Annotated in this window: 13 protein-coding genes; 8 read left to right on the top strand and 5 right to left on the bottom strand. The window is 31.9% G+C overall.

The window, feature by feature from the left end; translation table 11 throughout:
- Window positions 1-186 precede the first annotated feature (186 nt).
- Window positions 187-1,311, top strand: a complete 1,125-nt coding sequence (locus HMPREF2715_RS01595) for an HAD family hydrolase (RefSeq protein WP_070580915.1) — start codon at window positions 187-189, stop codon at window positions 1,309-1,311.
- A gap of 128 nt (window positions 1,312-1,439) precedes the next feature.
- On the opposite strand, the gene serA is transcribed toward HMPREF2715_RS01595, so the two are convergent.
- The 3 genes from serA to HMPREF2715_RS01580 all read right to left on the bottom strand — a co-directional run bounded on the left by serA (window position 1,440) and on the right by HMPREF2715_RS01580 (window position 4,744).
- Window positions 1,440-3,038, bottom strand: a complete 1,599-nt coding sequence (gene serA, locus HMPREF2715_RS01590) for a phosphoglycerate dehydrogenase (RefSeq protein WP_070580913.1) — start codon at window positions 3,036-3,038, stop codon at window positions 1,440-1,442.
- Window positions 3,028-4,188: a pyridoxal-phosphate-dependent aminotransferase family protein gene (locus HMPREF2715_RS01585; protein WP_070839218.1), complete on the bottom strand. Its 1,161-nt coding sequence runs from the start codon at window positions 4,186-4,188 to the stop codon at window positions 3,028-3,030. The genes serA and HMPREF2715_RS01585 overlap by 11 nt, the downstream gene beginning before the upstream one ends.
- Before the next feature lie 115 nt (window positions 4,189-4,303).
- Complete coding sequence (locus tag HMPREF2715_RS01580; protein ID WP_070839216.1) at window positions 4,304-4,744, bottom strand: OsmC family protein; 441 nt, start codon at window positions 4,742-4,744, stop codon at window positions 4,304-4,306.
- A 78-nt stretch (window positions 4,745-4,822) separates the two neighbouring features.
- Between HMPREF2715_RS01580 and HMPREF2715_RS01575 the strand changes: the two genes are divergently transcribed.
- The gene (locus HMPREF2715_RS01575) at window positions 4,823-5,569 is read left to right on the top strand and encodes a glycerophosphodiester phosphodiesterase (protein WP_053024775.1); all 747 of its coding nucleotides are present in this window, start codon (window positions 4,823-4,825) and stop codon (window positions 5,567-5,569) included.
- A gap of 73 nt (window positions 5,570-5,642) precedes the next feature.
- Here the strand turns inward: HMPREF2715_RS01575 and rpsD are convergent, their stop codons facing one another.
- Window positions 5,643-6,245, bottom strand: a complete 603-nt coding sequence (rpsD, locus tag HMPREF2715_RS01570; RefSeq protein ID WP_011275505.1) for a 30S ribosomal protein S4 — start codon at window positions 6,243-6,245, stop codon at window positions 5,643-5,645.
- A gap of 224 nt (window positions 6,246-6,469) precedes the next feature.
- Entirely contained in the window at window positions 6,470-6,937 is a 468-nt protein-coding gene (locus tag HMPREF2715_RS01565; protein WP_053024774.1) for a GAF domain-containing protein, read from the bottom strand.
- A 129-nt stretch (window positions 6,938-7,066) separates the two neighbouring features.
- On the opposite strand from HMPREF2715_RS01565, the gene ezrA reads away from it, so the two are divergent.
- The 6 genes from ezrA (at window position 7,067) to HMPREF2715_RS01535 (ending at window position 13,967) form a co-directional block, all read left to right on the top strand.
- Window positions 7,067-8,761, top strand: a complete 1,695-nt coding sequence (gene ezrA, locus HMPREF2715_RS01560) for a septation ring formation regulator EzrA (RefSeq protein ID WP_070839213.1) — start codon at window positions 7,067-7,069, stop codon at window positions 8,759-8,761.
- 362 nt (window positions 8,762-9,123) lie between these two features.
- The gene (locus HMPREF2715_RS01555; protein WP_070580909.1) at window positions 9,124-10,260 is read left to right on the top strand and encodes a cysteine desulfurase family protein; all 1,137 of its coding nucleotides are present in this window, start codon (window positions 9,124-9,126) and stop codon (window positions 10,258-10,260) included.
- Window positions 10,261-11,484: a tRNA uracil 4-sulfurtransferase ThiI gene (thiI, locus tag HMPREF2715_RS01550; protein WP_070580907.1), complete on the top strand. Its 1,224-nt coding sequence runs from the start codon at window positions 10,261-10,263 to the stop codon at window positions 11,482-11,484.
- Between the two features lie 41 nt (window positions 11,485-11,525).
- Window positions 11,526-12,296 (top strand): sulfite exporter TauE/SafE family protein, encoded by a 771-nt coding sequence (locus HMPREF2715_RS01545; protein ID WP_070580905.1) that lies wholly within the window; start codon window positions 11,526-11,528, stop codon window positions 12,294-12,296.
- Between the two features lie 96 nt (window positions 12,297-12,392).
- Window positions 12,393-12,887, top strand: a complete 495-nt coding sequence (gene tpx, locus HMPREF2715_RS01540; RefSeq protein ID WP_053024767.1) for a thiol peroxidase — start codon at window positions 12,393-12,395, stop codon at window positions 12,885-12,887.
- 132 nt (window positions 12,888-13,019) lie between these two features.
- On the top strand, window positions 13,020-13,967 hold the full coding sequence (locus tag HMPREF2715_RS01535; protein WP_070580903.1) for a class I SAM-dependent methyltransferase: 948 nt from the start codon (window positions 13,020-13,022) through the stop codon (window positions 13,965-13,967).
- Window positions 13,968-14,011: the final 44 nt, after the last annotated feature.

The raw sequence follows: 14,011 nt of genomic DNA, 5'->3' as shown, positions 1-14,011 counted from the left end.
AAAATATGTCTTACTGATTTGATAAGATATAACCATATTGATAAATATGTGTTGTTCAATTAGCTGATGAATTTTAGGAGGCCACCTAGAATTCATCAGTTTTTTATTATAGTTTTATTGACATTGAGATATAAGGCGTTAAGATTATAAGTATCAGAATATTCAAAAATAATGGAGCGAAAAGTCATGAAATCAATTTTATTTGATGTAGATGGTGTATTCTTAAGTGAGGAACGTTGTTTCGATACGTCAGCTTTAACTATAGAGGCGTTACTTAAAAGTGAACATTTTTTAGGTTTAGATAAATCATTTAAATTAAATACATTAAGTGACGAAACTATAAATAATATTCGCAGTAAAGTATTTAATAATGATATAATTCTTAATCGATTAAAATCAATAGGATTAAATTCAAATTGGGATATGTTATTTGTCGTTTTTTGCATACATTTTATCCATTTAATGAAGCAATTTACCTTTCAACAAATTAAATACATTATAGAAGATAATCAATTTTCAGCTAGAAGTATTCAAGACATTCAGTCATTGATCAATAAAGATTTTAAAATCGATTATGAACTTCCTATGAATTTTATTAATCATAGTCAAGGTGGTAAAAATAATATTTATGCTGAGTTAGAACAATATGCTAAGAAAGAATTAAATGTTAATGATGCGCGTTTGTTTAAACTTAAAGGACCTCTATGGTTTGTTGCAAGAGATTTATACCAAGAATTATACTTGGGTTCTGAATTATTTGAACAAGTTGAAGAAAAGCCTTCTATTCTTGATGGCATTAATGGTTTTATTTATCACGAAACTGTTCTTAGACCTATTGAAGAGATAAAGTCATTACTTAAATCTCTTAAAGAGAGAGGTTATCATCTTGCAATAGCTACAGGTAGACCTAGAACTGAGACATTAGTTCCATTTGAATCTTTAGGTTTAAAAGCGTTCTTTTCAGATAATCACATTGTTACTGCAAGTGATGTTATGGAAGCTGAAAATGAATATCCTGAATTTATACCTCTAGGTAAGCCTAATCCTTTTTGCTACATAGCTACTCTATATGGAAATAACAAGGAGAATTATAAACAATTCATTACTCAGCAAGATCAAATTGTAAATAAAGAAGATGTAATCATTGTTGGTGACTCATTGGCTGATTTATTCAGTGCTAAACAAATAGGTGCTACTTTTATAGGTACATTAACAGGGTTAAAAGGGCAAGAGGCTCGTAAAGAATTGGAGCGTCATGAAGCGGATTATATTGTTGATCATATAGGTTTAATTAAAAATATTTTATTGTAAGGTTAATTCACCATAAATTGATATTAAATCATTAGTATTAATACGCCCCTCAATGATGAAGTAAAATTCATCATTGAGGGGCATTATTATTTCAAGTAGTTATAGTAGTGAATCTTTAAAAAGATTAGTTATTTGACTGAAAGTGTAGTTCCATATATTTTATCGAAACCACCCACATCATATAGTTCATTGATAATATCCTCAGTAACAGGTTGATCAATTGATAATACCATCATCGCTTGGCCTCCTTGTACATTTCTGCCAAGTGACATTGATGCAATATTAATATTATGTTTACCTAGTAGCTGACCAGTTAAACCGACCATACCAGGCTTGTCACCATGATAAGAAACAAGTTGGTAGGCATTAGGTTTAAAGTCTACAGAGTAATCATTAATACGTACAATACGAGCACCAAAGCCAGCTATGACAGTGGCACCAATTTTTATTTCTTCTGTATCACTAACTAAATGAACTTGAATATAATTACTAAAAGTACCTTGTGATGCCCTTTTTTCAACGTTACGTGTTACACCTTGTTCATTTAAAAGTGCAAAAGCATTAATGATATTAACACGATCTCCTAAATCCTGTTGCAAAATTTGTTTTACAATTGAGCGTGTAATTAAGTCAGTTTCCTGTTTAGCGACATCACCATTAAAAGTCACCTTGATTTCTCTCGGTGCACCTTCAATTAATTGAATTGCTAATTCACCAGATAACTCACCTATTTCAATCCATTGTTGTGTTATTTCGTCTATATCATTGAAACTAATTTTTGGGGCATTGACTGCGTGTGTTACATTCCCGTTTTCCAGTATATCTATAATTTCTTCTGACACTGATACTGCAACTTTCTCTTGAGCCTCAATAGTTGATGCACCTAAGTGTGGCGTAACAATGATTTTATCATGCTCAATTAATGGTGAATTGGTAGGAGGTTCATGTTCAAATACGTCTAACGCAGCACGTGCGATCTGATTGTTATTTAGTGCATTTAATAAATCATCTTCATTGATGATACCGCCTCTTGCGACGTTAATAATTTGCAATGTTGGCTTTGCTTTTGAAAAGAAATCAGAATTCACAATACCTCTTGTTTTAGGTGTTAATGGCGTATGAACTGTTATAAAATCAGCTTGTCTAGCTATTTCATCTATAGTAGCAAGTTTAACGCCTAATTGCTGTGCTTTATCTTCCGTAAGATAAGGGTCATAAGCTAATACTTTCATACCGAAACTTTGAAGTCGTTGTGCTACACCAATACCTATTCGTCCTGCACCTATGACACCTAATATTTTGTGGTAAAGTTCGACACCCTTAAATGCTTTTCTATTCCATTCCTTATTTTTTAAAGATGCATGCGCTTGAGGAATATTTCTAGCCATCGCTAAAATCATAGCTACTGAATGTTCAGTTGCAGAAATAGTATTACCATCAGGTGCATTAATAACTAAAATACCTTGGAGAGTAGCAGCATCAATATCAATATTGTCAACGCCAACACCAGCACGAGCGATAACTTTCAATTTATTAGCCTTTTCAATGATTTGTTGAGTCACTTGCGTCTGACTACGAACAATTAAACCCTCGTAATTATCTATAATATCTAATAATGATTGTTCATCCAAATTAGTTTTAATATCGACGTTAAAATCAGAATGGTTTAATAAACTTTGTAATCCATCTGTTGAAATAGGGTCTGACACTAGAATATTATGCTTCACTATGAATCACCTCTGAAAATTTTGTTAAGCCTTTCCCAATATAATTCGTTTGACGGTAATCTGTAAGTATAATCTCTAAAGCACTTATAACTGAGAGCATATCGAAAGGTGAGACTTTACCCATATGTCCGATACGTAAAATCTTTCCTTTCAATTTACCTTGACCACCAGCAATTGTAATATTAAATCTTGTTTTTAAAGTTGATTTAATATGAGTTAATTCATCTTTGGATGTTGGTATGAACGATGTTACCGTTGGGGAAGCGAAATCATCTTCTACTAGAAGTTCTAAATCTAATGCATTTAAAGCTGATCTTAGACCGTCTCTAATAATATAGTGACGTTTGATGGTATTTTCAAACCCTTCAGAATGAATTAATTCGGCATAAGCGTTTACAGCTCTAAATAACCCGACATTTGGTGTAAAAGGAGTAGAATCTTGTTTAAGTGAGTCAAAGTATTTATTTAAATTTAAGTAAAAGCGTGGTGTAGTAACTTCTTTAAAACGTTTCAACGCACGATCATTAAAAGCAACGAATGCTAGTCCAGGTGGCAACATAATTGCTTTTTGACTTCCAGAAACTAACACATCTATGTTGTCACGTTCTAAATTAACATCTACAGCACCAATACAACTCACACCGTCTACAACAAAGTAGATATCTTGATCGAATGTTTTCAATGGTTTACCAAGTTCACCTACAGGATGTAGGACAGCTGTTGACGTTTCGCAGAATTGAGTAAATACAGCACTGATTTGATGATTTAAATTGTTAAGATATGTTATGAATTCTTTAACATCAAGGGGTTGTCCCCATTCCACATTATATATGTATACATTTTCATAGTATGTTTCAGCAATTTGTTTAAAGCGATTGCCAAAGGCGCCTGACACTATAACGACAAAATGATCATCAGGATTAACTATATTTAACATACTTGCTTCTAAGACACTAGTGCCACTTGATGTTAAAATCATAACTTCATTTTCTGTACCAAAAATGGGTTTTAAATTGTTAAATGCTTTTTTAGCTATAGATTCAAAATCTGGTGAACGGTGACCAACCATAGGTAAACCTAAAGCATGATTGATTTCCTTTGGAACTGGAGTAGGTCCTGGTGTTAATAAAAGTGGTTCATAATAATTCATTAAATTTCCTCCCACGGTATAAGATTTAATCATTTTACCAAATATTCTGATAATTTAAAAGAGCAATCACCATGTTTATATGAGATTCATGGTGAAACTAGCGCAATTTTAACAATTATTGAATTGACGCTTGAATTTTAATTTCTACATTATTACGTATAGAATTCGAAATCATACAATTACTATCAGCTATTTCTAATAATTTAGGAAGTCGTTTCTCAAGACTTTCTTTGTGTTCTGCAGTCACTGAAATTTTAGGATAATGTGTTATTGTTGCCATTTTAAACTTACCATTCTCGAATATGACAGTACCCACTGAATCATTTATCAGATCGATGTCGGTAAATTTTGCTCTTTCTAATGTTGCTGCCAATGAGATGATATAACAAGACGATGCTGCTGATACTAATAATTCATCAGGATTTGTACCTACTCCATTACCACCAAGCGGTGCAGGTATAGAAATTTGTTCAGAAATAATGTCTCCATTAACAGTTCCAACTTCTTCTCTTCCACCACGCCATTTTGTTTGTACCTTAAAATCATGCTTAACCATTTATGTTTAACCTCCACTTATAATATGGTAATTTAAGTGTAGTTTAAACTGTGACATAATTAAAGAAAGGTGACTTTTATGAAAATTAATAAACCTAATCAAGCATTTCAAATAGTTGCTCATCGTGGTTTATCGAATCAATTTCCAGAAAATACTCTTGTTGGTTTTAAGGCGGCTTTAATGCAACATGTTGATATGTTAGAAATAGATGTACATTTCAGCAAAGACAATCATCTAGTTGTTATACATGATGACACTATTAATCGAACTTCAAATGGTGAAGGAAAAGTAAAAGACTATACACTTGAAGAATTGTTAACATTTGATTTTGGAGTAAAACATGATAAATCCTTTCAAAATACTAAGATTTCGACATTTGAAGAGGTGTTATCCTTAATTAAAAATTTTTCAAAAAAGTTACTTATTGAGATTAAAGTTCCACATCAATATCCCGGAATAGAAAAAGCTGTATTGAATGCTTTAGAAATATATAAAGTTCCTAAACATAAGGCAATCATTCAATCTTTTGATGAAGATTGTGTGAAACGTTTAAACTCATTGGATAGTGAGTATCAATTGGGTTTGCTTATTAGTAGAAAGAAATATTGGTATAAATCTCCAAACTTTGAAGAAATATCTGATTATGCAAATTTTATTAATCCTAATTACAAATTAGTTAATTCTAAATTTATAAAAAATGCACATAGTCAATCATTGAAGGTTATTCCATATACTGTGAATAAACCGAAAGATGTTAAAAAACTTATCAATCTTGGCGTAGATGGCATTATTTCTGATTTACCAGAGGATATCTTTAGAATATAAAATCACTTTGATCATCTATGAATAAAAAAACCACCCATTCCATAAGGAAGGGTGGTTGTTCATTATCATGAACTTATCTTGAGTAGTACTCAACGATTAATTGTTCATTAATTTCAGCTGGTAATTCGCTACGTTCAGGGAAGCGTACGAAAGTCCCTTTTAAGCTATCTGCATCAAAGTCTAAGTATTCTGGTACGAAATTATTAATTTCAACAGATTCTTTGATGATGTCTAAATTTTGTGATTTTTCACGTACAGTGATAACTTGACCAGGTTTTAATGAATATGATGGAATATCAACACGACGACCATCAACTTCAACGTGACCGTGACCAACTAATTGACGTGCTTGACGACGAGTACGAGCTAAACCTAATGAATAAACAACTGCGTCTAAACGACTAGCTAATAAAATCATGAAGTTTTCACCATGTACACCGTGTTGTTTACCAGCGATGTCAAATGTGTTACGGAATTGTCTTTCAGTCATTCCATATAAATAACGTAATTTTTGTTTTTCACGTAATTGTAAACCATATTCTGATAATTTTTTACGTTGGTTTGGACCGTGTTGTCCTGGTGCGTAAGGACGTTTTTCTAATTCTTTACCAGTACCGCTTAATGAGATACCTAAACGACGAGATTTTTTCCAGTTTGAACCTCTGAATCGAGCCATATTAAGACTCCTCCTTTTTCTTTTTTGTTGTTATGAATAAACAAAAAAGAGTGTTGCATGCCCAATAGGATATGTTGTTTTATGTGTCTTCACCTTATAGCGTCAGTTACGCGACACGTCCTCACTGGGAACAACATAGAGCTCATTGATATGCAACTGCTATTTTCGTTAATTCACACAAAGTTCATTGTAACAGTATTTTACAAAGTGTCAATACTTTTTAGTTATTTAGTTAGCTGTTTTTCAAGAACTTTGACAATAACTTCTAAACCTTCCTTGTCTTCATTAGTAAATCGATCTGTGATAGGTGCATCAATATCTAGAACCCCAATTATTTCATCATTGACATGAATTGGAATAACTATTTCTGATTTACTGTTTGCATCGCAAGCAATGTGTCCTGGGAACGCGTGTACATCTTTAACTAACTGAGTTTTATCTTCTGCAACTGCAGTACCACAGACACCTTTGCCAATTGCAATATGAACGCAAGCTGGATGACCTTGAAAGGGTCCAAGAATAAGTTCTTCATTTTCAATAAGATAAAAACCAACCCAATTAATTTGATCTAAATTATCATTTAATATAGCTGATGTATTGCTTAGAATTGCGATAAGGTTCTGTTCGTCTTCGATTAAACTTTGAAGCTGTTTAGTTAATAAATTATAATTTGTTTCTTTTATTATTGGCATATGCTTACCTCATTTTGTTATTTTTAATAAATTATAAATGGAAAAATTTATTCTATCAATTCATTCATTTACTAGTTTAATGAAAGCGGTATTTGCGTTATAATAATGATAACATAGGAGGAGAATGAGATGGTTTTATACACAATATTAGCAATAATTATCATTGTTTTAATCATTGTAGGAATCATGTTTTATTTACGTTCTAACAAACGAAAAATTGTTGAAGAAGCTGAAGAACGTAAGTTAAAAGTTCAAAGATTACCTTTTGAAGAAAATTTAAAACAACTTTCTGAATTAAATTTAAAAGGGGAAACTAGAACAAAATATGATGCCTTTAAGAGAGACACCTTAGACTATACAAATAACTATTTAGCACCCGTAGAGGAAAAAATCCACGATGCTGAAATTCAACTTGATAAGTTTCAATTTTCTGGAGCTCAAAGTGACATTGACGATGCACATGAATTAATGGATAAATATGAAACTGGGTATCAACAACAAGTTGAAGATGTTAATGAAATTGTTTCTTTACATAAGGAAAATGAACAAGTTTATGAAAAGTGCAAGACTAATTATCGAGAAATGAAGCGTGATGTGTTAGCTAACAGACATCAGTTCGGCGATGCAGCTTCACCACTTGAAAAAAGAATTGAATCATTTGAGCCAGAACTTGTACAGTATGAAGAACTAAAAGAAGAAGGTAATTACGTTCAAGCACACAACCACATTATGGGTCTAAATGAATCTATGAATGAAGTCCAAAAGTATATGGATGAAATTCCAGAATTAATTAGAGAAGCTCAAAAAGAACTACCTGGACAATTTCAAGATTTGAAATATGGATGTCGTGACTTAAAGATGAACGGTTATGATCTAGATCACGTTAAAATCGATGGTACACTACAAAGCTTAAAGACAGAGTTGAATTTTGTAGAACCTATGATCAGTCGTCTTGAGTTAGATAATGCAAACGATAAACTTGAACAAATTAATGATAAGCTTGATGAAATGTATGATTTGATTGAGCATGAAGTTAAAGCTAAAAATGAAGTGGAAGAAACTAAAGAACAAATTACTGATGAATTGTTCAAAGCACGTGAGATGAATTACACATTACGTACAGAAATTGACTATATTCGTGAAAATTATTTCATTAATGAAAGTGATGTTCATAGCATTAGACAACATGAGAACGAAATTCAAAATTTAGTAGCAGTATATGATGAAATTCTTAAAGAAATGGCTAAATCTGCTGTACGTTACAGCGAAGTTAAAGACAACTTAGAATATTTAGACGATCACGTTAAAGTAATTAATGAGAATCAAGAAAAATTACAAAATCATCTTATTCAATTGAGAAAGGATGAAGCTGAGGCAGAAGATAATCTTTTAAGAATTCAATCTAAAAAAGAAGAAGTTTATCGCCGGCTTTTAGCTTCAAATTTAACAAGTGTACCTGAAAGATTCATTATTATGAAAAATGAAATTGACCATGAAGTTCGTGAAACTAATGATCAATTTAGTGAACGTCCAATTCACGTTAAACAACTTAAAGATAAAGTTGCCAAAATTGTTATTCAAATGAACACTTTTGAAGATGAAGCAAATGATGTATTGGTGAATGCCGTATACGCAGAACGTTTAATTCAATATGGTAACCGTTATCGTAAAGATCATAATAATGTAGATAAGAGTTTAAACGAAGCAGAACGCTTGTTTAAAAATAATCGTTACAAACGATCAATTGAAATTTCAGAACAAGCACTTGAAAGTGTAGAACCTGGAATTACTAAATATATTGAAGATGAGGTAGCCAAAGGTTAATTTCGCTTGTCATATTGACAATAAACATTTATAACTTTGGTAAGTAATAAATGTTAGGTTGAAGCAAATAAATAGTAGTCTATTTTGAGGTGGGACAATGAATTTTGTCTCATCTTTTTTGATTTATTTAAATTCATATAAAGTTATTGAATTCAAGGGGGGGACTCAAATTCAGAACGCTTAATAAATAATGCTAAATAAGTTTTCAACTCAAAATCATTTAATTTGAGTCCGACGCCTTTTATTTTTATTTAAAAATAGTATAATGCTTTAGTATCTATTTTTGAATAATATGTCTATAAAAGATAAATTTACAAAGGGTAAATAAATAATTTAATAGTGAATGAAAGAGAGTGTTTTAAGTGATCTATTTTGATAATGCAGCCACTACTAAGCCTCATAAAGATGTACTCGATTCATTTAATAAAGTAAATGAAACTGTTTATTTCAATCCAAATAGTCCTCACAAGTGGGGGTTGCAAGCGGAGAAGGTGCTTCTACAAGCAAAAGAACGTATATCTTCAATGTTATCTATAGGACAAAATACAGATGTTATTTTCACAAGTGGTGCCACTGAATCGAATAATATAGCTTTAAAAGGTATTGCTTATCGTAAAAAGCAATTTGCAAATGAAATTATTACTTCCGTTTTAGAACATCCATCTGTCTTAGAAGTTATGAGAAACTTAGAAGAAGATGGGTTTGTATTAAAATATGTTGATGTTAATGCGGATGGCCGTGTTGATATTGAACATTTAGCTTCATTGATGAATGATAAGGTCGGCCTTGTTTCTTGTATGTATGTGAATAATATTATGGGACAAATTCAACCTATTAATGAAATAGTGAACATATTAAAAGAATATCCTAAAGCACATTTACATGTTGATGCAGTTCAAGCTTTGGGAAAGGTAACAATGAACCTTGAAGGTGTTAATAGTGTAAGCTTTAGTGGCCATAAATTTAATGGACTTAAAGGACAAGGTCTCCTATTAATTGACAATAAAGATAAATTAGAGCCTATTGTTCATGGCGGAGGACAAGAATACGGCGTAAGAAGTGGAACAGTGAACTTGCCAATGAATGTGTCACTAGTGAAAGCAATAACTTTAGCAATGGATAGTTTAAATGAACGTAATCAACGATTAAGTGATTATAACCATGAATTACGTGAATTTTTAAAAGAGTTTAGAGGGGTATATATCAATTCTCCTATGGATTGTGCACCGCAAATATTAAATATTGCGTTTCCAGGTGTGAAAGGTGAGGTCTTAGTTAATGCATTTTCTAAATTGGATATCATGGTTTCAACTACAAGCGCTTGCTCATCTAAAAGAGGGAAACTAAATGAAGTTTTAATGTCAATGGGACTTCCGGATAATAAAATTGAGGGAAGTATTAGGTTATCCTTAGGAGATATGACTACTCAAGAAGATATCGATCAATTTAAAGTGAAATTTGGAACAATATACAAAGAAATTAAGGAGTTGTTAAAGTAAATGGAGTTTGATCATTTATTAGTTAGATATGGTGAACTGACTTTAAAAGGAGCAAATCGGAAAAAGTTTGTAAATGCTTTGAAAGATAACGTTATTAAGTCTTTACAAACTATAGAAGGAACCCATGTTAAAGGAAAGAGAGATAGAATGTATATCTCGTTATCTGAAGAAGCGGATGCACAAGAGGTAATCAATCGCTTAACTAAAATATTTGGTATTAAATCTATTAGTCCTGTTCATAAAACATCTCAAGAATTAGATGAAATAAAAAAATTATGTGTTGATTTAGCTCAAGATTTTAAACCGGGAGAGACATTCAAAATTGATGTTAAACGTGTAGATAAGTCATTTCCAATGGACACATATGCTTTACAACGTGAACTTGGAGGTGCGATTTTACAAGCAACTGAAGATATATCGGTTGATGTGAAACAACCGGATCATAACGTAAGAGTTGAAGTAAGAATGGATGGTGTGTATGTATTCACACAGATTTATGAAGGTGCTGGTGGTTTACCAGTTGGCACTGGCGGTAAAACACTCTTAATGTTGTCAGGAGGCATAGACTCTCCAGTAGCTGGAATGGAGATTATGAAACGTGGTGTTTATATAGAAGCGATTCATTTCCATAGTCCACCTTTCACTAGTGAAAAAGCTAAAGACAAAGTGATTGAACTTACACGTATCCTCTCTGAAAGAGTGGGGCCAATAAAATTGCATATAGTGCCATTTACAGAATTACAAAAACAAATAAATAAAGTAGTTCATCCTAGATACACAATGACATCTACACGTCGCATGATGTTACGTGTAGCGGATATTGTATTAGAAAAAGTTGGGGCTAATGCGATTGTTAACGGTGAAAATTTAGGACAAGTGGCAAGTCAAACATTAAAGAGCATGTACGCAATTAATGATGTGACTTCTACTCCGATTTTAAGACCACTTGTTTCGCTTGATAAGGAAGATATTGTCAAGAAAGCACGAGAGATTGGTACATTTGATGTTTCGATTCAACCTTATGAAGACTGTTGTACTATTTTTACTCCTAAAAATCCTGTAACTGAACCAGATTTTGATAAAGTAATTAAATATGAAAGTGTATTTAACTTCGATGAAATGGTTCAACGTGCAGCAGATAATATTGAAACATTAACGATTAACAAAGATTATAAAAGCGAAAAAGACCAAAACACTGATGCATTAATTGATGAGTTATTTTAAAATAGAGTAATCAAGTATTAAAAACAAAGGGGATATGCATCATGGAGATAACGCTAAATATTATATTGATTATTATAGCATTTGGATTTTTAGCTGCTTTTATCGATGCAGTAGTAGGTGGTGGGGGCCTAATTTCAACACCAGCTCTATTAGCTATAGGAATGCCACCTTCATTGGCCCTTGGTACTAACAAATTAGCCAGTTCATTTGGATCGCTTACAAGTGCAATTAAGTTTATACGTTCAGGCAAAGTAGATTTAAATATTGTACTTAAGTTATTTCCATTTGTGTTTATATATGCAGCAGGCGGTGCTAGTTTAGCTACTATGTTGCCTGCACAAGTTTTAATGCCTTTGATTATCATTATATTGAGCCTTGTACTGATATATACAATTACGAAAAAAGATTGGGGAAATGTGCGCACATTTTCTAAGCTAACAATTGGTAAAGCTGTCATTTTTGTATCTTTAATGTTAATGATTGGCTTTTATGATGGTTTCTTAGGTGGAGGCACTGGCTCTTTTATGTTATTTGTTTTGCTTATGTTTGGATTTGATTTTTTAAGTGCAGCAGGTAATGCGAAAGTCTTAAACTTTGCTTCTAATTTAGGTGCATTAGTTCTGTTTATTATCTTAGGTCAGGTTGATTTTGTGTATGGCTTAATTATGGCTGTAAGTATGATAATTGGTTCATATGTAGGTGCACAATTTGCCATAAGTAATGGTGTTGGTTATGTAAAGATACTTTTTATCATCGTTACAACAGTTCTAATATTGAAAAACACATATGACTACATTTTACAACTACTTTAACATTAGATATGATTTAGTTTTAAATGATTGATTTAAGTTTTACGACTGTCGTATGATAGCAATATAATGATAAATACTATAGGAGGTCATTTCATCATGACACAAATTACTTTTAAAAATAATCCAATTCATTTAGCTGGTTCTGAAGTATCAGAAGGGCAACATGCTCCTGACTTTAAAGTATTAGATAACGATTTAAATGAAGTTAGTTTAGAAAATTATAAAGGTCAAAAGAAATTAATCAGCGTTGTACCTTCTATTGATACAGGTGTGTGTGACCAACAAACTCGTAAATTTAATGAAGAAGCGGCGCAAGAAGACGGTGTTGTTTTAACGATTTCTGCAGATTTACCATTTGCTCAAAAAAGATGGTGTGCATCTAATGGTTTAGATAACGTTATTACTTTAAGTGACCATAAAGACTTATCATTTGGTCAACAATATGGTGTCGTTATGGAAGAGTTAAGATTATTAGCTCGTTCTGTTTTTGTATTAGATAGTAATGACAAAGTTGTATATAAAGAATTAGTTAGTGAAGGTACTGATTTCCCTAAATTTGATGCTGCATTAGAAGCATATCGCAACATTTAATATCAATTTTTAGAAGATAGATATAACGTAAAAGTGTCCATATTTATTTCAGAAATGCTACTTTAAATTAGCGTTGATTATTTTTAAGAAATAAACCGAATGGACACTTTTTTAATGGAGAGGATTAAGTTTATGAGTGAAGAACAAACAATCATGGAAAAGCTTTTCAAAACATTAGATGAAAAAGCTAAAGCTTTAAATGAACAAAACGGTCAAAGTTTTATTGAGAATTTAGGATTAGCGATGGAAGATGTTTATAGTAATAAACGTGAATTATTGGAACAAGCCACATTACAAGATCGTAGAAAAGCATTTCAGTTCGCTTATTTAAGTTTAATGCAAGAAGAAACGATTCAAGCCAATCACCAAATAACACCTGATTCTATTGGTTTAATTCTCGGATTTTTAGTTCAAAAATTTACTGAAAAGAACGAAGAATTACATGTTGTAGATATCGCTAGTGGTGCAGGCCATTTAAGTGCATCTGTTAATGAAGTGCTTAAGGATACTACAATTATGCATCATCTTATTGAAGTTGATCCGGTACTTTCAAGAGTTAGTGTACATTTAGCAAATTTCTTGGAGATACCGTTTGATGTTTATCCTCAGGATGCAATTATGCCGTTACCATTAGAAGAAGCGGATATTGTTATTGGTGATTTACCGATAGGATATTATCCTCTAGATGAACGAAGTCATGAAATGCAATTAGGTTTTAAAGAAGGGCATAGCTATTCTCACTATTTACTAATTGAACAAGCAATTACTGCCTTGAAACAATCTGGTTTCGCATTTTTAGTAGTTCCAAGTAATATTTTTGAAGATGACAATGTAAAACAGTTGGAAAATTTCATTGCTACAGAAACAGAAATGCAAGCATTTCTAAATTTACCTAAGACGTTATTTAAGAACGAAAATGCGCGTAAATCAATATTGATTTTACAAAAGAAAAAATCGAATGAGACTAAGCCAGTTGAAGTGTTATTAGCAAATATTCCTGATTTTAAAAATCCTAATCAATTCCAAGGATTTATTGGTGAATTAAATACTTGGATGAAAGACAATCATCCTCAAAAATAAACTGTGATATTCTTGAATTATGGCTGTATTAATGGTTAAATAAA

It is taken from the genome of Staphylococcus sp. HMSC062A01 (assembly GCF_001836805.1).
GTDB lineage: Bacteria > Bacillota > Bacilli > Staphylococcales > Staphylococcaceae > Staphylococcus > Staphylococcus haemolyticus.
Note: the sequence above shows the minus strand (reverse complement) of the source record. Positions and strands in the feature narration are given on the sequence as shown.